We start from the raw sequence: 24,469 nt of genomic DNA, 5'->3' as shown, positions 1-24,469 counted from the left end.
CGCAGGCGATGCCTTCAACAAAATGTTGAACCTGCCGCACGGACGGAAGAAGGAAGCGTCGATGGCGACGGTGCCCAGTGTCTCCAACTCGATCACGGTGCGGCTGGAGGTCCCGGCCCGGGGCAACGCCGTCAGTGCGATCACCACGGCCGTGGAGTCCTCCGGCGGTTCGGTGACCGGTCTCGACGTCACCGCCTCCGGCCTGGAGGCGCTGCGGATCGACGTGACGGTGGCGGCCTCCTCGGTCGCGCACGGCGAGGAGATCGTCGAGAAGCTGCGGGCGATCGACGGCGTGTCGATCGGCAAGGTCTCGGACCGCACCTTCCTGATGCACCTCGGCGGCAAGATCGAGATGTCGTCCAAGCTCCCGATCCGCAACCGTGACGACCTCAGCATGATCTACACCCCGGGCGTCGCCCGGGTCTGCATGGCGATCGCCGAGAACCCCGAGGACGCCCGCCGCCTCACCATCAAGCGCAACAGCGTCGCCGTGGTCACCGACGGCTCGGCGGTGCTGGGCCTGGGCAACATCGGCCCGGCCGCCGCGCTGCCGGTCATGGAGGGCAAGGCGGCCCTGTTCAAGCGCTTCGCCGGGATCGACGCCTGGCCGATCTGCCTGGACACCCAGGACACCGACGAGATCGTGGCCATCGTCAAGGCGATCGCCCCCGGCTTCGCGGGCATCAACCTGGAGGACATCTCCGCGCCGCGCTGCTTCGAGATCGAGGCCCGGCTGCGCGAGGCCCTGGACATCCCGGTCTTCCACGACGACCAGCACGGCACCGCGATCGTGGTGCTGGCCGCCCTCACCAACGCGCTGAAGGTGGTCGGCAAGGAGATCGGCGACATCCGGGTGGTGATGTCGGGCGCCGGCGCCGCCGGTACCGCGATCCTCAAGCTGCTGCTGGCGGCCGGCGTCGAGCACGCCACCGTGGCGGACGTGCGCGGTGTGGTCCACCAGGGCCGGGAGGACCTCAACGACAGCCTGCGCTGGATCGCCGAGCACACCAACCGCTCGGGCCGCACGGGCAGCCTCAAGGAGGCCGTGGCGGACGCCGACGTCTTCATCGGCGTCTCGGCCCCGAACGTCCTGGACGGCGACGACCTGGCCACCATGGCCGAGGACTCGATCGTCTTCGCGCTGGCCAACCCGGACCCGGAGGTCGACCCGGCCATCGCCCGGCAGACCGCCGCCGTGGTCGCCACCGGCCGCAGCGACTTCCCCAACCAGATCAACAACGTGCTGGTCTTCCCGGGTGTCTTCCGCGGCCTCCTGGACGCCCAGAGCCGCACCGTCAACACCGAGATGATGATCGCCGCCGCCCGGGCGCTGGCCACCACCGTCGCCGACGACGAGCTGAACGCCAACTACATCATCCCGAGCGTCTTCCACAAGGACGTCGCCAAGACGGTCGCCTCGGCGGTGCGCGAGGCGGCGCTGGCGGGCGTCCAGGAGAGCACGGAGCCGGCCCGTCCGACCCCGGGTATCGTCGGCACGCTCGACGCCTCCTCCTTCCCCACCGTCAAGCTCTGACCGGCGAGGTGGCCGACGTGTCGCTGATCGGTCAAATGTCCGAATAGCGGCCTTACCCGCCCGAGTCCGCCCCGAACCCTTGCGACACAAGGGCGAGGGGCGTGTTTGGGCTTGTCGTGCCTAGGGCGTACGGTAGCCCTGCACGGGGCAGGCGTGTCCGACAAGTACGGAACGTCCCCCTGGTCTTCCGGCGCGTCGTCCCGACCGCCGCCCGGGCCCGGTCCGCCGGAGCCGACGGAGCGTCACACCTCCAACGGGTGGGGTTCGTTCGGGTGTCGTGGCCGGGGCCCGATTGGCTTTCTCGGGGCCGGTCGGGGCAGGATTCGTATCCAGGCAGGCGGACGGGCCTTCGACGGCACCGGCGCGCGGCATCGGGTACGGACCCGGCCTGCGACCACGCAATGCCTGCATGAGCACAGTGTGCGGACCTGCGGCCTATCCGGGTGCCCCCCGGTGGGAGTACCGATGGGCCCCCGCACACCGCAAGCGAACAGACCACAGGAGTACACATGAACCGCAGTGAGCTGGTGGCCGCGCTGTCCGAGCGCGCCGAGGTGACCCGCAAGGACGCCGACGCCGTTCTGGCCGCCTTCGCCGAGATCGTCGGCGAGGTCGTCGCCAAGGGCGACGAGAAGGTCACCATCCCCGGTTTCCTGACCTTCGAGCGCACCCACCGCGCCGCCCGCACCGCCCGCAACCCGCAGACCGGTGAGCCGATCCAGATCGCGGCCGGCTACAGCGCCAAGGTGAGCGCCGGCTCCAAGCTGAAGGAAGCCGCCAAGGGCGCCTGAACCACCCCTTGAACGCCCGAGAGGCCGGGCTCCCCTTCTGGGGAGCCCGGCCTCTCGTCGTGGGCCCGTGGGCCCGTGGCCCGGTGGGCCCTGCGGATCAGGCGTCGACCAGCTGCTCGGACGGCAGCTCGACGTGGGCGCCGAGGTCGCGCAGCTTGTCCATGAAGTTCTCGTAGCCGCGGTTGATCAGGTCGATGCCGTGCACGGTCGAGGTGCCCTCGGCCGCCAGCGCCGCGATCAGGTACGAGAAGCCGCCGCGCAGGTCGGGGATGACCAGCTCGGCGCCCATCAGCTTGGACGGGCCGGAGACGACCGCCGAGTGCAGGAAGTTGCGCGCGCCGAAGCGGCACGGGGTGGCGCCCAGGCACTCGCGGTACAGCTGGATGTGTGCACCCATCTGGTTGAGCGCGCCGGTGAATCCGAGCCGCGACTCGTACACCGTCTCGTGGACGATGGACAGGCCGGTGGCCTGGGTCAGGGCGACGACCAGCGGCTGCTGCCAGTCGGTCTGGAAGCCCGGGTGCACGTCGGTCTCCAGGGCGATCGCCTTGAGCTCGCCGCCCGGGTGCCAGAAGCGGATGCCCTCGTCCTCCACCTCGAAGGCGCCGCCGACCTTCCGGAAGGTGTTCAGGAAGGTCATCATCTCCAGCTGGCGGGCGCCGCGGACGTAGATGTCGCCCTTGGTGGCCAGCGCCGCGCAGGCCCAGGAAGCGGCCTCCAGGCGGTCCGGCAGCGCGCGGTGGGTGTAGCCGCCCAGCTCGTCGACGCCGGTGATCAGGATGGTCCGGTCGGTGCCCAGGGTGATGATCGCGCCCATCTTCTGCAGCACGCAGATCAGGTCGACGATCTCCGGCTCGATGGCCGCGTTGCGCAGCTCGGTGACGCCCTCGGCGAGGACGGCGGTGAGCAGCACCTGCTCGGTCGCGCCGACCGAGGGGTAGGGCAGCTCGATCTTGGTGCCGCGCAGGCGCTGCTGGGCGACCAGGTAGGTGCCCTGCGGGTGCTTCTCGATGGTGGCGCCGAACTGGCGCAGCACCTCGAAGTGGAAGTCGACCGGACGGCCGCCGATGTCGCAGCCGCCCAGGCCCGGGATGAAGGCGTGGCCGAGGCGGTGCAGCAGCGGGCCGCAGAACAGGATCGGGATCCGCGAGGAGCCCGCGTGCGCGTCGATGTCGGTGACGTTCGCACTCTCCACGTGCGACGGGTCGAGGATCAGCTCGCCGTCCTCGTCGCCGGTCCGCACGGTGACCCCGTGCAGCTGGAGCAGTCCGCGGACCACCTTGACGTCGCGGATGTCCGGGACGTTGCGCAGTCTGCTGGGGCCCTGGCCGAGGAGGGCGGCGACCATGGCCTTGGGCACCAGGTTCTTCGCACCGCGGACGCGGATCTCGCCTTCGAGCGGGTTTCCGCCGTGGACCAGCAGGACGTCGTCGGTCATCGTTCTCGCAATCCGGGGTGCCAGAGGAGTGGGAAGGCTCCGGTAGAGAGCCGGTGGTGGACCGGTTGGTACGGGCGCGCTCGGGCCCCCGGCAAAACCGAGTCGGCACCGTAGAAGGGCGTCCACCATCCGTAGATGGTAGTGGGCGTGCCGATGGTTCCCGTGAGCCTCTCCCGTGATGGTCCTCTCTCCGGGCTCGCTCCCGCCCGCCGGAGGGGCCGTTCGGGTGTTTGTCCGGCGTGGCGGGGTTTCGACCGTTGAGGTGTCCGACCCCGGCCGTTCTGCGGGATCATGTGGGCATGACGGCGGCCCACTCGCACGCAGGACGGTCCCACACCGGCCGTCTGCTCGTCGCGACGCCCCTGCTCACCGACCCGAACTTCGCCCGGGCGGTGGTGCTGCTCCTCGACCACGACGTCGAGGGGGCGCTCGGTGTGGTCCTCAACCGGCCGACGCCGGTCGAGGTGGGCAGCGTGCTGGACGGCTGGGGGCGGCTGGTCGGGCAGCCCGCCGTGGTGTTCCAGGGCGGACCGGTGGCGCTGGACTCGGCGCTCGGCCTCGCCGTGGCGCCGGGGGAGCCGGGCACCGGCGAGCCGCTCGGCTGGCGGCGGGTGCACGGCGCGATCGGCCTGGTGGACCTGGAGGCGCCGCCCGAGGTGCTGGCCGGCGAGCTGGGCGCGCTGCGGATCTTCGCCGGGTACGCCGGCTGGTCGCCGGGCCAGCTGGAGACGGAGCTGGGGAGCGGCGCCTGGTACCTGGTGGACTGCGAGCCGGGGGACATCTCCAGCCCGGAACCGGAGCGGCTGTGGCGCTCGGTGCTGCGCCGCCAGCGCGGCCCGCTGGCGCTGCTCGCGACCTATCCGGACGACCCGACGCTGAACTGACGTACGGGCCGCCGTCGCGATACTGGCCGGGTTTCGCGGGGCGCCCATAGACTTGGCACCTATGAGCACTCTTGAGCCCGAGCGCGGCCTCGGCACCGGCACCCTGGTCGAGCCCGTCCCCCAGGTGTCCCACGGGGACGGCGACCACGAGCGCTTCGCGCACTACGTCCAGAAGGACAAGATCATGGAGAGCGCGCTCTCCGGCTCGCCCGTGGTGGCGCTCTGCGGCAAGGTCTGGGTGCCCGGGCGCGACCCGAAGAAGTACCCGGTCTGCCCGATGTGCAAGGAGATCTACGACGGCATCGGCAAGCCGCAGGGCGGCGACGACAACAACGGCGGCAAGTAGCACCGACCGCCGCGGGCCGGTGCCCGGCGCCGTTGCGCACGGTGTGGTTGTGCACAGCGCCGTTTTGCATAGTGCCGTGTTTCCGAAGTGGTCTATGCCAGTCGTCCGGGGCGGGGGCAGGATGTCGGAATGGACCTCATTCCCGTGCCTTCGAGTGCCGTCCGCCGCCCGGACGAGGACTTCCCCCTCGACGACGCCACCACGCTGACCGCGCCGCCCGGGCTGGCCGACGCCGAGCGGTGGCTGCGCACCGCGCTGTCCGCGGCCACCGGGCTGCCGCTCGGCCCGGGCCGGCCGGGCACGGGCATCGAACTGGTCCAGGACGACGCGCTGGCCGCCGAGGCGTACCGGATCACGGTGCGCCCCGGCCACGCCCTGATAGCCGCGGGCGGGCCGGCCGGTGCGCTGTGGGGGGCGCAGACCCTGCGGCAGCTGCTCGGCCCGGACGCCTTCCGCCGTTCCCCGCTGCGCGGCACCGGCTGGGTGCTGCCCGGCGCGGACATCGAGGACGCCCCGCGGTTCGGCTGGCGCGGTGCGCTGCTCGACGTCGCCCGGCACTTCCTGCCCAAGTCGGACGTGCTGCGCTTCGTCGACCTGCTGGCCGCGCACAAGCTCAACGTGCTGCACCTGCACCTGACCGACGACCAGGGCTGGCGGGTGGAGATCAAGCGCTACCCCGGCCTGACCGAGCGCGGCGCCTGGCGGGACCGCTCGATGGTCGGCTACCGGGCCGGCCAGCGCCGCGACGACCGCCCGCACGGCGGCTACTACACCCAGGACGACCTGCGCGAGATCGTCGCCTACGCGGCCGCGCGCGGGGTCACCGTCGTCCCGGAGGTCGACCTGCCCGGGCACACCCAGGCCGCCGTCGCGGCCTACCCCGAGCTCGGCAACACCGACGTGGTGGACACCGCGGCGCTCGGCGTCTGGACGGACTGGGGCGTCAGCCACAACGTGCTCAACGCCTCCGAGGAGACCCTGCGCTTCTTCGAGGGCGTGCTGGAGGAGGTCCTGGAACTCTTCCCGTCCGAGTTCATCCACCTCGGCGGCGACGAGTGCCCCAAGGAGCAGTGGAAGGACAGCGCGGCCGCCCAGGCGCGGATCCGCGAACTCGGCCTGGCCAACGAGGACGAGCTGCAGAGCTTCGTGATCCGGCACTTCGACCGCTGGCTGGCCGAGCGCGGCCGCCGGCTGATCGGCTGGGACGAGATCCTGGAGGGCGGGCTCGCCCCGGGCGCCGCCGTCTCCTCCTGGCGCGGGTTCGGCGGCGGGATCGCCGCGGCCAAGGCCGGGCACGACGTGGTGATGTGCCCCGAGCAGCACGTCTACTTCGACCACCGGCAGGCCGACGGCCCGGACGAGCCGATCCCGGTCGGCTTCGTGCGCACGCTGGAGGACGTGTACCGCTTCGAACCGGTGCCCGGGCAGCTGGACGAGACCGCCGCCCGGCACGTGATCGGCACCCAGGCCAACCTGTGGAGCGAGTTCATGGACAGCGCCCGGGACATCGACTACCGGGCCTTCCCCCGGTTGGTGGCCTTCGCGGAGGTCGCCTGGTCCGACCTGCCCACCGATCCGGCCGAGCGCGACTACGCCGGCTTCCAGCACCGGCTGGAGGCGCACCTGAAGGTGCTGGACGCGCTCGGCGTGGAGTACCGCCCGGCGGACGGCCCGCACCCCTGGCAGCGCTGGCCCGGGGTGGCCGGCCGGCCGATCGAGGGCCCGCCGCCGGTGCGCTGAGCGCGACGGACTCGTTCCGGCGGGAACTTCTGAGTGGTCATCTGACGTCAAGAACAGATGAACATCTGCCCTGGTCCGGTTCGGGCCGGGGCAGATACCGCCCGGTATCCGTCCCAATCGGGCAGTCCCGTTCACCTGCCCCGAAATGATCATCGAGCATTGTGTGCCAGAGTTGCCCAACCCGGCCCGATCGCCCGTACCCTACGGGCCAGGCCGGGCTGCTGACGCGGACACCACGGCCGAAGGCCGCGGGCGGCAGCCGATCGATGAGCAAGTGGAGCACGGTGGGACCCAGGTGAACCGGACGATCATGCTGCCGGCCTCCCTCGACGAGGCCGTCGACGCGCTGGCCGCCACCCCGGCCGCGGTACCGGTGGCCGGAGCCACCGACCTGATGGAAGCCGTCAACGCCGGACGGCTACGCCCCGCCGCCCTGGTCGGCCTCGGCCGGATCACCGAACTGCGCGGCTGGCGCTACGAGGACGGCGGCACCGCCGTCCTCGGCGCCGGACTCACCCACGCCCGGATGGACCGCCCCGACTTCGCCGCGCTCATCCCCGCGCTCGCGGACGCCGCCCGCACCGCCGGCCCGCCGCAGGTCCGCAACGTCGGCACCCTCGGCGGCAACATCGTCACCGCCGCCCCGGCCGGCGACACCCTCCCGGTGCTCACCGCCCTGGAGGCCAGCGTCACCCTCGCCCGGGCCGGCGCCAGCCGCGAGGTGCCGGTCAGTCACCTGCTCACCGGCCTCGACCCGGTGCGCCCCGGCGAACTCCTCACCTGGGTGCGCGTCCCGCTGCTGCACGCCCCGCAGGTCTTCCTCAAGGCCACCGGCCGCAGCGGCCCGGCCCGCGCCACCGCCTCCGTCGCGCTGGTCCTCGACCCCGCCCGGCGCGCCGTGCGCTGCGCGGTCGGCGCCGTCGCACCGGTGCCGCTGCGCCCGCTGGAGGCCGAGGCCTGGGTCGCCGGCTGCATCGACTGGGACGGCAGCCGGGAGATCGACCCGGCCGCGACCGCCGCCTTCGGCGAGTACGTGGCCACCGCCTGCGTCCCCGACAGCTACGGCGCCGAAGGCGCCTGGGAGGCCGTGACCGAGGGGCCGAGCGCGGCCGCCGTTCGGCTGCGGCGTACCGTATCGGTGCTGGCCCGACGGGCACTGGGAAGGGCGCTGAAGTGACCACAGACCCCATCGAGACCCTCGACGCCGACCCGCTCGGCCTCACCCCGCAGGTCAGCCGCGAGCTGCGCCCGTGTGCCTCGTACACCTTGCGGGTCAACGGTTTCGAACGGCCCGTCACCGACGCCTGGATCGGCGAGAGCCTGCTCTACGTGCTGCGCGAGCGGCTCGGCCTGGCCGGTGCCAAGGACGGCTGCGAGCAGGGCGAGTGCGGGGCCTGCTCGGTGCAGGTGGACGGCCAGCTGGTGGCCGGCTGCCTGGTGCCCGCCGCGCTGGCCGCCGACAGCGAGATCAACACCGTCGAGGGCCTGTCGGCCGCCGGCGGCGCGAGCGACGTCCAGCAGGCGCTGGCCGAGTCCGGCGCGGTGCAGTGCGGCTACTGCACCCCCGGCATGGCGATGGCGGTGCACGACCTGCTCCAGCGCAACCACCGCCCGACCGAGGTCGAGGCCCGCCAGGCGCTCTGCGGCAACCTCTGCCGCTGCACCGGCTACCGCGGCGTGCTGGCCGCCGTCCAGAGCATCGCCGACGCGCGCGCCGAGGACGCCGAGGAGACGGAGGAGGCGGCCTCTCCGGCCGCCGCCCAGGCCGCCGCCCCGGTCGCGGGACAGCCCGCCGAACAGCCCGCCGGGGAAGCGGCCGCCGGACCGGAGCCGGCCGCCGAACCGCCGGTCTACGCCGACTCCGACGCCTGGATCGAGCACGTCCCGCAGCCGCCCGCCGAGCAGCCCCCGGCCGGCACCGACCAGCCGTACGGCGACGGCCAGGGCGGCTACGACACCGGCGTGTACGACACCGCCGTCCTGACGCCGGTCCAGGGCATCCCCGCCCAGACCACCGACGACCAGGTGTACTACCCGCCCCAGGGCTACCCCGAGCAGCCGTACCAGGGCACCCCCGCCCACGGCACCTACGTGCCCGGCGGCTACCCGCAGCAGAACGGCTACGACGCCGGGTACGACGCCCCGGTCTACGAACCCACCCCCGCGCACGGCACGCCGCTGCCCGGGGCCGCCTTCGACGGCACGCCCCCGCACGGCACGCCGTACGTCGCCACGCCCCCGCACGGCGCTCCGGCCGGCGGCACCGCCCCGGCCGGCGTCCCGTACGGCGCCACCCCCGCCCACGGCATCCGGCTCCCCGAGGACGACCACGCATCATGACGTCGCCTACCGACATCGGCGCAGCACTCCAGCAGGACGGCGGCGAGGGCGGCGCACCGGAGCCGTTCGGCCTGGGCAGCTCACCGCTGCGCAGCGACGCGCTGCCCAAGGCGCTCGGCATCTACCCGTACGCGGCCGACCTGTGGGCCGAGGGGCTGCTCTGGGGCGCGGTGCTGCGCTCGCCGCACCCGCACGCCCGGATCAGGGGCATCGACACCGCGGCCGCGCTCGCGCTGCCCGGCGTGCACGCCGTGGTCACCGCCGCCGACCTGCCGCCCGGCCCGGACGGAACCCCGGACGGCGCCCCGGCCGGGCCGATCGTCGCCGACCGGCCGGTGCTGGCCGCGGGCGTGGTGCGCCACCACGGCGAGCCGATCGCCGCGGTGGCCGCCGACCACCCGGACACCGCCCGGCTGGCGGTCGGTCTGATCGCGGTCGACTACGAGCCGCTGGAGGCCGTCACCGACCCCGAGCAGGCCTTCACCGCCCCGTCGCTGCACCCGGACGGCAACCTGTTCCGCCACCTGCCGCTGCGCACCGGGGACCCGGACGCGGCCGGCGAGATCATCATCGAGGGCCTCTACCAGGTCGGCCGTCAGGACCCGGCCCCGCTCGGGGCCGAGGCCGGGCTGGCCGTGCCGCGCCCGGACGGCGGCGTCGAACTGCACCTGTCCTCCACCGACCCGCACGGCGACCGCGACCGCACCGCCGCCTGCCTCGGCCTGGAGCCCGACCGGGTCCGGCTGGTGGTCACCGGCGTGCCCGGGGCCACCACCGACCGCGAGGACCTCTCCTTCCAGGTCACCCTGGCGCTGCTGGCGCTGCGCACCGGCCGCCCGGTGAAGATGACCCTCACCCGCGAGGAGTCCTTCCACACCCACCCCTCGCGCCACCCCGCGCTGCTGCGCTACCGCCACCACGCCGACGCCGAGGGCACCCTGGTGAAGGTCGAGGCGCAGATCCTGCTGGACGGCGGCGCGTACGCGGACGTCTCCGCCGAGGCGCTGGCCGCCGCCACCGCCTTCTCGGTCGGCCCGTACGTCTGCCCGAACGTCTTCGTGGACGCCTGGGCGGTGCGCACCAACAACCCGCCGGCCGGGCGGATGCGCGGCGAGGGCGCGTTGCAGGCCTGCTTCGCCTACGAGTCGCAGCTGGACCAGCTGGCCGCCCGGATCGGCGTGGACCCGGTGGAGATCCGCCGCCGCAACGCGATGGCCACCGGCGACCCGATGCCCACCGGACAGGCCGTCACCTGCCCGGCGCCGGTCGGCGCGCTGCTGGAGGCCGTCGCGGCCGAGCCGCTGCCGGCCCTGCCGGTGGACGACCCGGACGCCGAGTGGCTGCTGCCGGGCGGGCCCGGTGGGGCCGGCGACCCGGCGGCGGTGCGGCGCGGGATCGGCTACGCCGTCGGCATGGTGCACATGCTCGGCGCCGAGGGCGAGGACGAGGTCTCCACCGCCACCGTGCGGGTCAGCGGCGACCACGCCACGGTGATCTGCGCGGCCGTCGACTCCGGACAGGGCTTCGCCACGCTGGCCCGGCAGATCGTGCAGACCGTGCTGGGCGTCAGCGAGGTGTACATCGCGCCGGCCGACAGCGACCAGTCCATCGCCGGTCCCTCCGCCCGGGGCCGGCACACCTGGGTCTCCGGCGGCGCCGTCGAGCGCGCCGCGCTGATGGTCCGCCACCAGCTGCTCCAGCCGATCGCCGCCAACTTCGGGATGTCGGTGGAACTGCTGCAGATCGCCGACGGCAAGATCACCTCGTACGACGGGGTGCTCGGCATGCCGGTCGCCGAGGCGCTGGAGGGCAAGGAGCTCTGGGCGACGGCCCAGTGCCGCCCGCACCCCACCGAACCGCTGGACGAGTCCGGGCAGGGCGACGCCTTCGTGTCGATCGCGTTCTGCGCGATGCGCGCGGTGGTGGACGTGGACATCGAGCTGGGCGCCGTCCGGGTGGTCGAGATGACGGTCGCCCAGGACGTCGGCCGGGCGCTGAACCCGCGGCAGATCGAGGACCGGATCGAGGCGGGCGTGGCCCAGGGCGTCGGCCTGGCGCTGCTGGAGGACCTGCGCACCGAGGGCGGCGTGCTGCTGAACCCCTCGCTCACCGGCTACCGGCTGCCCACCGCGCTGGACACCCCGCAGGTGCGCATCGCCGCCCTGCTGGAGGAGCGGGACGTGGTCGCCACCTTCGGGGCCAAGGCGGTCAGCGCCGCCCCCGCGGTGGTCGCCCCGGCGGCCGTGGCCGCCGCCGTCCGGGCGGCCACCGGCCTGCCGGTCGGCCGGCTGCCGATCCGGCCGGAGGACGCGGTCGCGGTCTGACGGCCGGGGGCGGCGACTTCGGCCGACCGTCCCGGAAATACCGGAAACAGGAATTGCCGGTCGACGGAATGTCGACCGGCAATTCCATTTCCGGCGAGGCCATGACGGGAATCGAACCCGTGTACACCGCTTTGCAGACGGTTCCCTAAGCCACTCGGGCACACGGCCAGTGAATTCATAGTGGCGGAATGCGCGGGGGGCCGTCAACGGCGGAATGTAAATTCTGTATGGCGGCTTGTGCTACGGTCGGAACCAGGTGGTCGGTTGCCCGGCCGCCCCGGACGAGCGCGTCGTACCCGGTGACGACAAGACGGCGCAGTTCAGCGGCAATCCGGCCGCTGTGGACTGCGGAGGTAGGCCGTCATGGCATGGCTCGTTCTGATCATCTCGGGTGTCCTGGAGACCGTGTGGGCGGTGGCCCTGGAGTCGTCCAAGGGCTTTTCCCGGCTCACCCCCAGCCTCGTCTTCGGTGTGGCCCTGCTGCTGAGCATGGGCGGGCTGGCGTACGCGATGCGCACCATTCCGATCGGCACCGGCTACGCGGTCTGGGTCGGCATCGGTGCGGTCGGCACCGCGCTCTACGGCATGGCCGTCCTGGGGGACGCGGTGACGGCGGCCCGGATCGGCTGCCTGCTGCTCATCGTCTCCGGCGTGGTCGGCCTGAAGGTGCTCCACTGACCGCCGCCTGAGCTTCGCCCGCCCTTCCCCCGACCCCGGTCCTAGGCCCAGCGACCTAGCTGGTCACCGACTCGGGTCAGGGGTCATGAAGGCAGACGGCCCTTACGATGTTACGTATGACCACTGCCTCCCCCACCTCGGTCGACCCCGCCTCGATACCCTCCGAACTCGACCCCGGGGGCGGGGTCCTCAGCGGCCGCTACCGCGCTCTGACGCTGGGGATCGTGTCGGTGGTCCTGGTGATCGCCTTCGAGGCGACCGCCGTCAACACCGCGATGCCGACCGCGGCCCGCCAGCTGAACGGCATCGGGCTGTACGCCTTCGCCTTCTCCGGCTACTTCACCACCACGCTGTTCGCGCTGGTCGTCTCCGGGCAGTGGTGCGACCGGCGCGGGCCGATGCAGCCGCTGTTCACCGGCATCGCGGTGTTCGGGGTGGGCCTGGTGGTGGCCGGGACGGCGCCGGGCATGTGGGTGTTCGTGGCCGGGCGGGCGATCCAGGGCCTGGGCGGCGGGCTGGTGATCGTCGCGCTGTACGTGGTGGTCGGCCGGGCCTACCCGGAGCGGCTGCGGCCGGCGGTGTTCGCGGCCTTCTCCTCGGCCTGGGTGCTGCCCTCGATCATCGGGCCGCTGGTCTCCGGCGCGATCACCCAGCACCTCGGCTGGCGCTGGGTGTTCCTGGCCGTGCCGGTGCTGATCCTGCTGCCGCTGGCCGTGATGGGCCCCGCGCTGACCCGCTCCGAGCGGGAGCACCCGGTGGCCAGGGGCTCGGACTTCGACCGCCGGCGCACCCTGCTGGCCGCGATGGCGGCGCTCGGTGCCGGCCTGCTGCAGTACGCGGGCGGGCGGCACGACCTGATCGGGCTGCTCCCCGGGGTCGTCGGGGCGGCGCTGCTGGTGCCGGCCGTCCTGGGGCTGTTGCCCGAGCGGACCCTGCGGGCCGGGCGGGGGCTGCCGGCGGTGATCCTGCTGCGCGGACTGGCGGCCGGGGCGTTCCTCGGGGCCGAGGCCTTCGTCCCGCTGATGATGACCACCGAGCGCGGCCTCTCGCCGACGATGTCGGGGCTCACCCTGACCAGCGGCGGGCTCACCTGGGCGCTGGGCTCCTGGCTGCAGGGGCGGCCGGGAGCCGAGCGCTACCGCGAGGCGATGATCCGGGGCGGGTTCGTGCTGACCGCGGTGGCGATCGCGGGCGCCGCGCTGGTGCTGGTCCCGGCGGTGCCGGCCTGGGTGGCGGCGGTGGCCTGGGGCGTCGGCGGCATCGGGATGGGACTGACGGTCGCGAGCGTCAGCGTGCTGATGATGAAGCTCTCCGCGCCGGAGGACGCCGGGGTGAACTCGGCGGCCCTGCAGATGAGCGACGCGCTGGGCAACGTCCTGCTGACGGGCCTGGCGGGGGTGATGTTCGCGGTGCTGGGCGGCGGCTCGCTCGCCGCCGCCCACGAGGGCGCCGGGGCCACCGCCTCGTCCGGGGCCGCCGGCTCGCCCGGGGCGTTCGCGGTGATCCTGCTGGCCATGGCCGGCGTGGCGCTGCTGGGGGCGCTGCTCGCCGGCCGGGTCCGGGCCAGGTCCTGAGGGTCAGCCGGCAGCGGCGGCGGAGGGCACCGGCGGTGCCCCGGGGGTGCCGAGGAAGGCCTCCCAGCCGCCGGTCGGCGCCTGGCCCGGGGCGAGGCCCTGGAGCTTGCGCAGCACCGCCTGGTCCTGGGCGTCCAGCCAGTCCACCAGTTGGCGGAACGAGACCAGCCGGACCTCCGGCTTGTCCGCGATCGTCCGGAGCACGTCCTCGACGGCGTTCATGTAGATGCCGCCGTTCCACTCCTCGAAGTGGTTGCCGATGACGTACGGCGCCCGGTTGCCGTTGTAGGTGCGGTCGAATCCCAGCAGGTAGGAGTCGCGGGCCTGGGCCTGGAAGCCCGGGTAGAGCGCCGGGTCGGCCTTGGTGTTGGGGCCGCACTGGTTGTACATGATGTTGTAGTCCATCGACAGCACCTGGAAGGTGTGCCCGGGGAAGGGGATGGACTGCAGCGGGAGGTCCCAGAGCGCACCGCCCTGGATCTTCTGCGGCCACACCTGGGTGCCGTTGCCGCTGCTGTCGTAGCGCCAGCCGCGCTTGACCGCGGTGGGCAGCAGGTTGCGCTGGCCCTCCAGGCAGGGGGTGCGGCTGCCGATCAGCTCCCTGCGGTAGTCGAAGGGCAGCGCCGGCAGGTCGGTGAAGCCGGTGTTGGTGCGCCAGTTCGTCACGAAGTCCATGGCCTGCTGGATCTCGCTGTCCCACTCCTCCGGGGACCACTTGCCGACGCCGGTGTCGCCGCAGAAGTGGCCGTTGAAGTGGGTGCCGATCTCGTGGCCCTCCAGCCAGGCCGCGTGCACGTTCTCCAGGGTGTCGTGGATGTGCTGGTCGGTGAGGTAGCCGATCTCGGAGGCGCCGACCTTGTGCTGCGGGGGGCGGTAGAGGTCCTTCTTGGACTCGGGCAGCAGGTAGAGGCCGCTGAGGAAGAAGGTCATCGAGGCGTTGTGCTCCTGCGCCAGCCGGCGGAAGCGGGCGAACAGTCCGTTGTCGAGTTCGCCGGCGCCGTCCCAGGAGAAGACCACGAACTGCGGCGGCCGTTCGCCGGCCTTGAGCCGCTCGGGGGTGGGCTGGTGGGGCTGGGCCCCGGTGTCGGAGGTGGAGCCGTCGCCGATCAGGACGGCCTGCTGCTCGGTGGCGTCGGCGGGGTCGGAACTCTGGTCGACGGCCGCGCCGGTGGGGGGAACGGCTGAACCGACCATCGGCTTGTCGGCGCTGTTGCTTCCGCAGCCGGTCGCCAGGGTGGCGGCGGAGGCCGCACCGGCGGCCAGCAGGGTGCGGCGTGAGAGAGCGGCCATGGTCACTCCGTTCATGAGGCGTTCGGCAGGCGTACAGGCGTGCGGAAATCCGGTCGGACAAGTGGGGTGATAGAACCCGTGACCGGGTCAGCATGGCAGCTGGGCTCGATCGGTCGGCCAGGCGCCACTGGCGGTCGTCATCGATCGCCCGATTGACGCAACCGGACAGGCCCCCCGCGCCGTCGAAGCTCGTACCGAGGCGTTCCGGTGGCGCCTTCCCCTGGGGAACGGCCGTCGCGTTCCGTCACCGGATGCCCACGGGGTGCACGGATTCGGGCGGTTGCCCTGCCGATCGGGGGGTGTCATTACGCCCATCGTGTGGACGTGCTTTAAGGTCCGATCCGATTGAATTGTTTCCCAGGAAACTCCCAGGATCGGGAATCCGTCGGTAGAGGGGAGCGCCCGTGGGCGTCCAGCAGAGCAGGAGCCCGTGGCCGGGCACCCTGGCGGCCGGTGCCGCGCTGGTGCTCGGCGCCTGGCTGCTGCACGACGGCGGGCAGGGTGCGCTGCCGCCCGCCCCCGGCAGCACGCAGACGCTGTCCGGCTTCGCCCCGGTCTCCGTCGTCCCGCCGCTGGGCCCCTCCGACCCCATCCGCATCCGCATCCCGGCCGTCCGGCTGGACGCCCCGGTCACCGCGCTCGGGCTCGACCCCGACGGCCACCTCCAGGCCCCGCCCGAGGCGGACCGCAACCTGGCGGGCTGGTACCGCGGCGGGGCCAGCCCCGGGCAGCGCGGCACCGCCATCCTGGCCGGGCACGTCGACAACAAGGCCGGCCCGGCCGTCTTCTACAACCTGGGGGCGCTCCGGCGCGGAGACCGGATCGAGATCGCCCGCGCGGACGGCGCCGTCGCCGTCTACCAGCTGTACGCCATCGAAGTGCACGACCGAAAGGACTTCCCGGACGACCGGGTCTACCGCCAGGCCGCCGACGCTCAGCTGCGGGTCATCACCTGCGGCGGCGCGTACAGCGCCGAGCACGGCTACGAGGGCAACGTCGTCGCCTACGGCTTCCTGGCCGACACCACCCGGCCGGGCAAAGCCGCATGACCACGCTGACCCTCGCCACCCGCTGGAACCCGATCGACTGGCCGCTCACCCACGGCCCGATCCCGTACGCCGTGCTCGCCGCGGGCTGGGGGTCGCTGGTCCTGCTCGCGTTCTCCCGCCACGAACGCTGGCGGGCCCCGCGCCTCTTCGGTGCCCTGATGCTGGCCGGAACGCTCACCGCCCTGGTGAAGCTCGGCGTCGACGGCTGGTGGCACCCCTTCCCGGAGGGCACACCGGACTTCGTCCTGCGCTGGATAGCCGTCGCGCTGTTCGCGATATCCCTGGTCTGCTTCCGCGCGCCGCTGCTCGCCGTCCGCCGCCGGCTGCTGGCGACCGGAGCCGCCGTCCTGGTGCTGCTGATGGCCGCCTCGCAGGTCAACCGGGGCTTCGACCAGTACCCGACCGCCCGGGCCATGCTGGTGCCCGGGGTCCAGGCGCTGACCACGGGCAAGGTGGCCAGCACCATCGCCGCCACGCCCGGCAAGCCCGTCGAGGAGCTCTGGCACGCGCCGCCCGGCCTGCCCGCGAAGGGCACCCTCTCCACCGTGACCATCCCCGGCACCAAGTCCGGCTTCACGGCCCGCGACGGGTACGTCTACCTGCCGCCCGCCTACCAGGCCAATCCCCGGCCGCTGCTGCCCGTCGTGGTGCTGCTGCCCGGCCAGCCCGGCGCTCCGGTGGACTGGATCACCTCCGGGGCCATCCAGGAGACCCTGGACGCCTTCGCCGCCGACCACCAGGGCCTCGCCCCGATCGTGGTGGTCGCCGACCCCACCGGCAGCCCGTTCACCAACACGCTCTGCATGGACTCCCGGATCGCCAAGGCGCACACCTACCTGGCCACCGACGTCCCGGACTGGATCCACCACAACCTGCAGACCGCCACCGGCCGGGGCGCCTTCGCCATCGGCGGGCTCTCGCTCGGCGGCACCTGCTCGCTCCAGCTGGCCGTCAACGCGCCCGGGGTCTACGGCACCTTCCTGGACGTCTCCGGCCAGGACGAGCCGACCCTGGGCGACCGCGGCGAGACCGTCGACAAGGCCTTCGGCGGCGACGAGGCCGCGTTCGACGCCGTCGACCCGGTGCACGTCATGGCCCGGCAGAAGTTCCCCGACACCGCAGGCATGTTCGTGGTCGGCGCCAACGACCCGGACTTCCGACCCATGCAGGAGAAGGCCTATGCGGCGGCACAGGCGGCCGGAATGAAGGTCGGCTACCAGACCATCCCCGGCTGGCACAGCTGGGTGGTGTTCCGCCAGGCCTTCGAGCAGAACCTGGCCTGGCTCTCCCAGCAGACCGGGCTGATCCGGTGATCCGGCTCCCCGCGGCCCCCGCGCCGGCCAAGGAGCAGGAGTGGCCGTCGGACCGCGCGCCGGTCGCCGGGACGCCGGAGCCGCGCCCGCAGCGGGCCTGGCGGGCGACCCGGACGTTCGGCGTGTGGCTGCGCTCGGCGCCGCTCACCCTGGTGCTGCTGGCCGGGCTCTGGGCGCTCGGCGCGGCCACCGGCAGCCTGGCCCACGGGCCGTCCGAGCGACTGCTCGACCGGGTCGGGGCCGGCGTGCCCACGCTCGCCGAGGGCCACTGGTGGACGCCGTTCACCTCGCTGTTCTGGTGCTCCGGCCTGGGCTCGTACGTGTTCACCAGCCTGCTGCTGGTCCTGGTCGGCCCGGCCGCCGAGCACCGGCTCGGGTGGCTGCGCACGCTCGCGGTGCTGGTCGGCGGGCAGCTGGCGGGCACCCTGCTCGGCACCGGGCTGATCGCGGTCGGCTCCCGGGTCGGCGAGCAGTGGACCGTCTCGGTGGCCGACCAGACCTCGGTCGGCCCCGGCGTCGGCCTGTTCGCGCTGGCCGGGGTGCTCGGCTACCGGCTCACCGTGCTCTGGCGCCGCCGGCTGCACCTGCTGGTGCTGCTCGCCCCGCTGGTCATGACGCTGTACGTGGGCCACCTGCAGAGCGTCCAGCGGTGCGCCGCCGCGCTCGTCGGGCTGGGCGCCGGCGCGCTGCTCGCCCGGGGCGGGCTGCACCTGCGCACCCACCGCTCCTCGCACTCCGAGACCCGGGTGCTGGTGGCGCTCTGCCTGGTCGCCGCCGCCCTCGGCCCGCTGATCGCCTCGCTGTACGACAACGCCAGCGGGCCGTTCAACACCTTCTCCGAGCTGTACTTCTCGCACCGGCTCAGCCCGGAGGAGGTGGCCGACTTCTGCGCGCTGTCGGCGCACGACTGCGCCCGCGCGCACGCCGTCGAGCGGATCTTCGACACCCCGGGCCGGCTGATGGCCGCGCTGTTCCCGGCGCTGCTGCTGGTCCTGGCCGAGGGGCTGCGCCGGGGGCTGCGGCTCGCCTGGCGGATCACCGTCGCCACCGAGCTGCTCTGGGCGGCGCTGCTGGGCTGGCTGTACCTCGACTCCGGCCCGGTCAGCGGCGACGTGGTCCAGTACTTCGTCGAGGCGCTGCTGCTGCCGCTGCTCACCCTCGGCCTGCTGCTGGCCACCCGGCAGCGCTTCCGGCTGCGGCTGGCCGGCCGGGCGGTGCTGCGGCTGGGCGCGCTGCTCGGCGGCGCCGCCCTGGCGGCCTCGGCCGCGTACGTGGGGCTCGGGCGCCTCGCGGCCGACCAGTTCGAGCCGGGGGCGAACATCCGCCGGCTGCTGCACGGGCTGCCCGCGCAGTTCCTGCCGCCCGCCTACAACGACCTGCTGCCGGACTACCCGATCGCGGTCGGCCCGGTGGCGCTGTTCCTGGAGACGTACTGCGGGCTGGCGTTCTGGGTGGTCGCGCTGACCGCGCTGCTGCTGGCCTTCCGCCGGCCGGTGCTGCACACCGACGCGGAGGCGGCCGCCCGGGCCAGGGCGCTGCTCACCGCGTACGGCGGCGGGACGCTGTCCTTCATCACCACCTGGGACGGCAACCACTACTGGTTCGACGAGGAGGGCCGGGCGGCCGTCGCCTACCGGGTGCACAACACGGTGGCGCTGACCACCGGCGACCCGTTCGGCGCGCCGGAGGCCCGGGCCCGGGCGGTGGCCGGGTTCGCCCGGTTCTGCGACCAGCGCGGCTGGACCCCGTGCTTCTACAGCGTCTCCCCGCAGACCCGGGAGGCCGCCGCGCAGCTCGGCTGGCGCTCGGTGCAGGTCGCCGAGGACACCGTGGTGGCGCTGCCCGAGCTGGCCTTCACCGGCCGCAAGTGGCAGGACATCCGGACCGCGCTGAACAAGGCCGGCAAGCAGGGCATCACCGCCGAGTGGTGGTCCCACCACGAGGCGCCGCGCGCGCTGCGGGACCAGATCCGGGCGATCTCCGAGGAGTGGGTCTCCGAGAAGGGCCTGCCCGAGATGGGCTTCACGCTCGGCGGACTGGAGGAGCTGGACGACCCGGACGTGCGGGTGCTGATCGCGGTGGACGAGCAGCGCGTCGTGCACGGGCTGACCAGTTGGATGCCGGTGTACGAGAACGGCGTGCCGGTCGGCTGGACGCTGGACTTCATGCGCCGGCGCTCGGACGGCTTCCGCGGCGTCAACGAGTTCCTGATCGCCTCGGCCGCGCTGGGCTTCAAGGAGGAGGGCGCGCGCTTCCTGTCGCTGTCCGGCGCGCCGCTGGCCCGCTCCGGGCAGGACGAGGAGCCCTCCGGCCTGCAGCGGATGCTGGACTGGATGGGACGGGTGCTGGAGCCGGTGTACGGCTTCCGCTCGCTGCTCGCGTTCAAGGCGAAGTTCCAGCCGGAGTACCGGCCGATGTACATGGCCTACCCCGACCCCGCCGCGCTGCCGAGCATCACCAGGGCGATCGGCAAGGCGTACCTGCCGCACCTGACGCCGGCGCAGGGCGTCCGGCTGATGCGCAGGCTGTCGGGCTGAGGCGCCCCGGGCCCCGGACCCGGGTGACGGCCGGAAGCGCGCTGACGCCCCGGACGCCTGCCCCGCGCGCCGCTCAGCCGAGCAGCTCGGCGAGCGCGCGGTCGGCGTCCAGGTGCAGGTGCTCCTCGCCCTCGGGGACGAGCAGCCGGCTGCGCCACAGGAAGCGGCGCAGGTCGGTGGTGTCGAACTGGAGCAGCGCGGTGCCCTCCGGCGCCCGCAGCTCGACCATGGTGCGCCGGCCGACCGCGGGCCGGACGTGGACGTCGCCGACGCCGGCCGGCAGCTCCAGGCCGGCCGAGAGCAGCTGGCGGGCGAAGACCCAGACGATGTCGTCGGCGCCGTCCGAGCCCGCGCCGCCGTCCGCCGGTTCGTCCAGCGAGAACTCGGCGGGGAAGGCCATCCGGACGGCGAGCGGGTCCTCCGGCAGGTAGCTCAGGAGCACCCGCAGCCGGACGGAGCGGTGGAGCGAGAGGATCAGACGGGCCTGGACGGTCTCTTCGGCGGCGGTGTGCACGGCGAGTCCCTTCGGGTCGGTGTGAGGCCGGTCGACAAGGGGGAGGGTGGGGGCGGCCTCACCCTGGTGAGAGTCCCGGGACCGGTCGTGATTACTCGGTTTCGGAACCGATCGGATGTGATCCGAGTCACGTCGATTTCCGGCCGCCCGGGCCCGGCGCGGAGCCTCGCCTGGCCGCCCCGGCGGCGCCGGGCCGGTACGCTGGGCGGGTTGTCCGATCGCCGCCCTTCCGCGGGGCGGGGCTGAGAAACCGCCCCTGACCTGCGATGATCCCCCCTCGGAGACCGTGAGTACTGCCGCCGCCTCCTCGATGCCGCTGTTCTCCGACGTGCCGGAGCCGCAGGCGCCCGCCCGGGGTGCCGGACCCGCCGCGTCCGCCGCCTCGCACCACCTCTCGCCGGCCTTCCCCGGCCGCGCCCCCTGGGGCACCGCGGGCAAGCTGCGGGCCTGGCAGCAGGGCGCGCTGGACAGGTACATCGAGACGCAGCCGCGCGACTTCCTCGCGGTCGCCACCCCGGGCGCCGGTAAGACCACCTTCGCGCTCACCCTGGCCTCGTACCTGCTGCACAACCACCTGGTGCAGCAGGTGACCGTCATCGCGCCGACCGAGCACCTGAAGAAGCAGTGGGCCGAGGCCGCCGCGCGGATAGGCATCCGGCTCGACCCGGCCTACTCCTCCGGCCCGCTCTCCCGGGACTACCACGGCATCGTGGTCACCTACGCGGGCGTCGGGGTCAACCCGATGCTGCACCGCAACCGGACCGAGGCGCGCAAGACCCTCGTGATCATGGACGAGATCCACCACGCCGGCGACTCCAAGTCCTGGGGCGAGGCCTGCTTCGAGGCCTTCGAGCCGGCCACCCGCCGGCTGGCGCTGACCGGGACGCCGTTCCGCTCCGACACCAACCCGATCCCGTTCGTCCAGTACGAGGCCGGCGGCGACGGCATCCGCAAGTCCGTCGCCGACTACACCTACGGCTACGGGCACGCGCTCGCCGACCACGTCGTCCGCCCGGTGATCTTCCTCAGCTACAGCGGCAACATGCGCTGGCGCACCAAGTCCGGTGACGAGCTGGAGGCCCGGCTCGGCGAGCCGATGACCAAGGACCTGATCGCCCAGGCCTGGCGCACCGCGCTGGCCCCGCAGGGCGAGTGGATCCCGTCCGTGCTGCAGGCCGCCGACCGGCGGCTGTCCGAGGTCCGCAAGGCGATCCCGGACGCCGGCGGGCTGGTCATCGCCACCGACCAGAACACCGCGCGCGCCTACGCCAAGATCCTGCGCGAGATCTCCGGCGAGAAGGCCACCGTGGTGCTCTCCGACGAGACCGAGGCCTCCCAGCGGATCTCCGACTACGCGGCCGGGGACTCGCGCTGGATGGTCGCGGTCCGGATGGTGTCCGAAGGCGTCGACGTGCCCCGGCTGTGCGTCGGGGTGTACGCCACCTCGATCTCCACCCCGCTGTTCTTCGCCCAGGCCGTCGGCCGCTTCGTGCGAGCCCGCAAGCGCGGCGAGACCGCCTCGGTGTTCCTGCCCACCATCCCGACGCTGCTCGGCTTCGCCAACGAGATGGAGGTCCAGCGCGACCACGTGCTGGACCGGCCGAAGAAGGAGGGCGAGGGCCTCTTCGACGAGGAGGACCGGCTGCTCGCCGAGGCCGAGCGGGCCAACGACGGGCCGGACGGCGCGGGCGGCGACGAGTTCTCCTACGAGGCGATCGGCTCCGACGCGGTCTTCGACCGGGTGCTGTACAACTCCATGGAGTTCGGCATGCAGGCCCACCCGGGGAGCGAGGAAGAGGACGACTACCTCGGCATCCCGGGCCTGCTGGAGCCGGACCAGGTGCAGATGCTGCTGCAGAAGCGCCAGCACCGGCAGATCCAGCGCAGCAAGGGCAAGCCCGCCGAGGAGGCCGACCTGCTGGAGCTGCCGGCCGAGCAGCGGCCGGTCGTCACCCACCAGGAACTCCGGGAGCTGCGCAAGGAGCTGAACGCGCTGGTGGCCGCCTGGCACCACCGCACCGACCAGCCGCACGGCACCGTCCACAACGAGCTGCGCCGTCAGTGCGGCGGCCCGCTGACCGCGCAGGCCACCGCCAACCAGCTGAAGGCGCGGATCGCCAAGATCCGCGAGTGGGCGAAGTAGCCGCGGCGGGCAGGCGGGCAGGCGGGCAGGCGGGCAGGCGGGTTCGGGAACGGGAACGGGGTCGGGAACGGGCTCGGAAACGGGCTCGGAGTCAGCCGCGGAATCAGGCGCGGGAACGGCACGGCGCGCGGCCGCGGGCCGGCCGCCCCGTTCCCGCGTGTCCGGACTCCGGAGCGCGGCCGGAGCCGCGCGCCGGCGGGCCCGGAGAAATGCGGGCATTTGTCCCGGTTCCGTCGCGCTGTTGAAGTCGATCACGCCCGAATTTTGGACAACCACTTCCGTCGCGACATTTCCTTCACTACCTTTCCCCCACGCTCTTCCACCGGGCAACCCCCACAGGACGGGCGCCGCAGGACCGCACGCACGTCAAGGACGACACCGCGAGCGGTCCGAGCGCGGCCACCCCACCTGCGCGCGACACCGAACCCGGTCCGGCGCCGCCTGCCCCGCGAGCGCCGCGGAAAGGATGCCCGTCGTGACTGCCGAGACCTCCCAGACCCTGGACCGTGGAGTCCGGGTCCTCAAACTCCTCGCCGACTCCGAGCGCGGGCTCACCGTCACCGAGCTGGCCGCCCGACTGGCCGTCAACCGCACCGTCGTCTACCGGCTGCTGGCCACCCTGGAACAGCACGGCCTGGTCCGCCGGGACATCGGCGGCCGCGCCCGGGTCGGCCTGGGCGTCCTGCGCCTGGCCCACCGGGTGCACCCGCTGCTGCGCGAGGCCGCGCTGCCGGCCCTGCGCAGCCTGGCCGAGGACCTCGGCGCCACCGCCCACCTCACCCTGGTGGACGGCAACGAGGCGCTGGCCGTCGCCGTGGTCGAGCCGAGCTGGACCGACTTCCACGTCGCCTACCGCACCGGGCTGCGCCACCCGCTCGGCGAGAGCGCGGCCGGCCGGGCCATCCTGGAGGCGCGCACCTTCCCCAGCCAGCGCCGGCCGGAGCAGGGGTTCGTCATCACCCGTGCGGAGGAGCAGTCCGGGGCCTGCGGCGCGGCCGCCGCGCTGATCGGACTGAGCGGCATCGAGGGCAGCGTCGGCGTGGTGATGCTGAACGGGCTGGTCCCCGAGCGGGTCGGCCCCCGGGTGGTGGAGGCGGCGACCGAGGTGGCCGACGCGCTGCGGTAGGCCGGCACGGGCCCCGGTGTGTTTGGATTCCCCTTGTGTCCGACACCAAGCTGCCCAAGGCCCTCACCTCCCCGCGGACCCGCGCGCTCACGCTCTGCGGGGTGCTGGTCGCCGCGCTGTTCGGCGTGGCCGCCTTCGTCCCGCTGCCGTACACGCTGACCTGGCCGGGCCTGACCGCGGACACCCTCGGCACGTACAAGGACAAGCCGGTCCTCACCGTGACCGGGGCGCCGCTGCGCACCACCGAGGGCGAGCTGCGGATGGTCACCATCTCGGCCACCAACCCGGGGGAGAAGACCACCTTCTGGCGCGCGCTCCAGGCCTGGTTCGACCAGGACGAGGCGGTGCGCCCGACCGACACGGTCTACCCGCCGGGCAACCCGGCCAAGGCCGAGGAGCAGACCGCCCAGCAGATGGCCGAGTCGCAGAACAGCGCCACCGCCGCCGCGCTCGGCTACCTCCACCTCTCGCCGGACCAGGTCAAGGTGAAGGTCGACCTGGGCGACGTCGGCGGCCCGAGCGCCGGGCAGATGCTGGCGCTGGGCATCATCGACAAGCTCGCCGGCGACGGCAAGGGCGGCGACCTCACCGGCGGGCTCACGATCGCGGGCACCGGCACCATCGACGACCAGGGCGTCGTCGGCGCGGTCGGCGGCGTCCCGCTCAAGACCCAGGCGGCCGCCCGGGACGGCGCGACGGTGTTCCTGCTGCCCAAGGACGAGTGCACGGACGCCAAGGTCAACACGCCCAAGACGCTGCGCCTGGTGCCGGTCGGCACGCTCGGCGAGGCGGTCTCGGCGCTGGAGGCGCTGAAGAGCGGCGGCGGCGTCCCCAGCTGCTGACGGGGG

18 protein-coding genes, 1 tRNA gene, 1 pseudogene and 1 riboswitch are annotated in these 24,469 nt (G+C 73.4%); of the genes and pseudogenes, 16 read left to right on the top strand and 4 right to left on the bottom strand.

Going from position 1 to position 24,469, the window contains the following annotated elements:
• Positions 1-61 precede the first annotated feature (61 nt).
• Both AB0O19_RS16475 and AB0O19_RS16470 read left to right on the top strand, forming a co-directional pair.
• On the top strand, positions 62-1,534 hold the full coding sequence (locus AB0O19_RS16475) for an NAD-dependent malic enzyme (protein ID WP_363620114.1): 1,473 nt from the start codon (positions 62-64) through the stop codon (positions 1,532-1,534).
• Positions 1,535-2,043: 509 nt separating this feature from the next.
• Entirely contained in the window at positions 2,044-2,325 is a 282-nt protein-coding gene (locus tag AB0O19_RS16470) for an HU family DNA-binding protein (RefSeq protein WP_030059737.1), read from the top strand.
• Positions 2,326-2,422: 97 nt separating this feature from the next.
• On the opposite strand, the gene murA is transcribed toward AB0O19_RS16470, so the two are convergent.
• The gene (murA, locus tag AB0O19_RS16465) at positions 2,423-3,763 is read right to left on the bottom strand and encodes a UDP-N-acetylglucosamine 1-carboxyvinyltransferase (RefSeq protein ID WP_363620112.1); all 1,341 of its coding nucleotides are present in this window, start codon (positions 3,761-3,763) and stop codon (positions 2,423-2,425) included.
• A gap of 299 nt (positions 3,764-4,062) precedes the next feature.
• Here murA and AB0O19_RS16460 point away from each other — a divergent pair, with 299 nt between their 5' ends.
• The 6 genes and pseudogenes from AB0O19_RS16460 to AB0O19_RS16435 all read left to right on the top strand — a co-directional run bounded on the left by AB0O19_RS16460 (position 4,063) and on the right by AB0O19_RS16435 (position 11,397).
• Positions 4,063-4,647: a YqgE/AlgH family protein gene (locus tag AB0O19_RS16460; RefSeq protein WP_063349180.1), complete on the top strand. Its 585-nt coding sequence runs from the start codon at positions 4,063-4,065 to the stop codon at positions 4,645-4,647.
• 61 nt (positions 4,648-4,708) lie between these two features.
• Positions 4,709-4,993 (top strand): DUF3039 domain-containing protein, encoded by a 285-nt coding sequence (locus AB0O19_RS16455; protein ID WP_063349181.1) that lies wholly within the window; start codon positions 4,709-4,711, stop codon positions 4,991-4,993.
• 129 nt (positions 4,994-5,122) lie between these two features.
• Positions 5,123-6,733, top strand: coding sequence for a beta-N-acetylhexosaminidase (locus AB0O19_RS16450; RefSeq protein ID WP_363620110.1), 1,611 nt, complete (start codon positions 5,123-5,125; stop codon positions 6,731-6,733).
• A 310-nt stretch (positions 6,734-7,043) separates the two neighbouring features.
• Complete coding sequence (locus tag AB0O19_RS16445) at positions 7,044-7,910, top strand: FAD binding domain-containing protein (RefSeq protein ID WP_363587211.1); 867 nt, start codon at positions 7,044-7,046, stop codon at positions 7,908-7,910.
• A gap of 77 nt (positions 7,911-7,987) precedes the next feature.
• Positions 7,988-8,434, top strand: a pseudogene (locus AB0O19_RS16440) ((2Fe-2S)-binding protein); the annotation flags it as partial.
• Between the two features lie 635 nt (positions 8,435-9,069).
• Positions 9,070-11,397 (top strand): xanthine dehydrogenase family protein molybdopterin-binding subunit, encoded by a 2,328-nt coding sequence (locus AB0O19_RS16435; protein ID WP_079135849.1) that lies wholly within the window; start codon positions 9,070-9,072, stop codon positions 11,395-11,397.
• 96 nt (positions 11,398-11,493) lie between these two features.
• Here the strand turns inward: AB0O19_RS16435 and AB0O19_RS16430 are convergent.
• Positions 11,494-11,565, bottom strand: a tRNA-Cys gene (locus tag AB0O19_RS16430).
• Positions 11,566-11,650: 85 nt separating this feature from the next.
• A riboswitch (guanidine-III (ykkC-III) riboswitch) is annotated at positions 11,651-11,717 on the top strand.
• Between the two features lie 43 nt (positions 11,718-11,760).
• On the opposite strand from AB0O19_RS16430, the gene AB0O19_RS16425 reads away from it, so the two are divergent.
• Together AB0O19_RS16425 and AB0O19_RS16420 are read left to right on the top strand one after the other, a co-directional pair.
• Positions 11,761-12,075, top strand: a complete 315-nt coding sequence (locus AB0O19_RS16425; protein ID WP_350881126.1) for an SMR family transporter — start codon at positions 11,761-11,763, stop codon at positions 12,073-12,075.
• 116 nt (positions 12,076-12,191) lie between these two features.
• Complete coding sequence (locus AB0O19_RS16420) at positions 12,192-13,649, top strand: MFS transporter (protein WP_363620108.1); 1,458 nt, start codon at positions 12,192-12,194, stop codon at positions 13,647-13,649.
• A 3-nt stretch (positions 13,650-13,652) separates the two neighbouring features.
• Here the strand turns inward: AB0O19_RS16420 and AB0O19_RS16415 are convergent, their stop codons facing one another.
• On the bottom strand, positions 13,653-14,939 hold the full coding sequence (locus AB0O19_RS16415; protein ID WP_363620106.1) for a hypothetical protein: 1,287 nt from the start codon (positions 14,937-14,939) through the stop codon (positions 13,653-13,655).
• A 404-nt stretch (positions 14,940-15,343) separates the two neighbouring features.
• Here AB0O19_RS16415 and AB0O19_RS16410 point away from each other — a divergent pair, with 404 nt between their 5' ends.
• Genes AB0O19_RS16410 through AB0O19_RS16400 form a run of 3 tightly spaced genes read left to right on the top strand, consistent with a single transcriptional unit; the run spans position 15,344 to position 19,838 of the window.
• A complete protein-coding gene (locus tag AB0O19_RS16410) occupies positions 15,344-15,988 on the top strand; it encodes a class F sortase (RefSeq protein ID WP_363587202.1) in 645 nt (214 codons plus the stop codon).
• A complete protein-coding gene (locus AB0O19_RS16405) occupies positions 15,985-17,301 on the top strand; it encodes an alpha/beta hydrolase-fold protein (protein ID WP_363620105.1) in 1,317 nt (438 codons plus the stop codon). The genes AB0O19_RS16410 and AB0O19_RS16405 overlap by 4 nt, the downstream gene beginning before the upstream one ends.
• Positions 17,298-19,838: a phosphatidylglycerol lysyltransferase domain-containing protein gene (locus AB0O19_RS16400; protein WP_363587200.1), complete on the top strand. Its 2,541-nt coding sequence runs from the start codon at positions 17,298-17,300 to the stop codon at positions 19,836-19,838. Before AB0O19_RS16405 ends, AB0O19_RS16400 begins: the two co-directional genes overlap by 4 nt.
• A 73-nt stretch (positions 19,839-19,911) precedes the next feature.
• Here the strand turns inward: AB0O19_RS16400 and AB0O19_RS16395 are convergent, their stop codons facing one another.
• Positions 19,912-20,352 (bottom strand): SsgA family sporulation/cell division regulator, encoded by a 441-nt coding sequence (locus AB0O19_RS16395; RefSeq protein ID WP_350881138.1) that lies wholly within the window; start codon positions 20,350-20,352, stop codon positions 19,912-19,914.
• Positions 20,353-20,662: 310 nt separating this feature from the next.
• Between AB0O19_RS16395 and AB0O19_RS16390 the strand changes: the two genes are divergently transcribed.
• The 3 genes from AB0O19_RS16390 (at position 20,663) to AB0O19_RS16380 (ending at position 24,463) form a co-directional block, all read left to right on the top strand.
• A complete protein-coding gene (locus AB0O19_RS16390) occupies positions 20,663-22,495 on the top strand; it encodes a DEAD/DEAH box helicase (RefSeq protein ID WP_363587210.1) in 1,833 nt (610 codons plus the stop codon).
• Positions 22,496-22,970: 475 nt separating this feature from the next.
• Complete coding sequence (locus tag AB0O19_RS16385) at positions 22,971-23,621, top strand: helix-turn-helix domain-containing protein (protein ID WP_350881140.1); 651 nt, start codon at positions 22,971-22,973, stop codon at positions 23,619-23,621.
• 35 nt (positions 23,622-23,656) lie between these two features.
• Positions 23,657-24,463, top strand: a complete 807-nt coding sequence (locus tag AB0O19_RS16380; protein ID WP_363620104.1) for a S16 family serine protease — start codon at positions 23,657-23,659, stop codon at positions 24,461-24,463.
• The last annotated feature ends 6 nt before the right edge of the window (positions 24,464-24,469 follow it).

The organism is Kitasatospora sp. NPDC091276, from assembly GCF_040684355.1.
Lineage (GTDB): Bacteria > Actinomycetota > Actinomycetes > Streptomycetales > Streptomycetaceae > Kitasatospora.
Note: the sequence above shows the minus strand (reverse complement) of the source record. Positions and strands in the feature narration are given on the sequence as shown.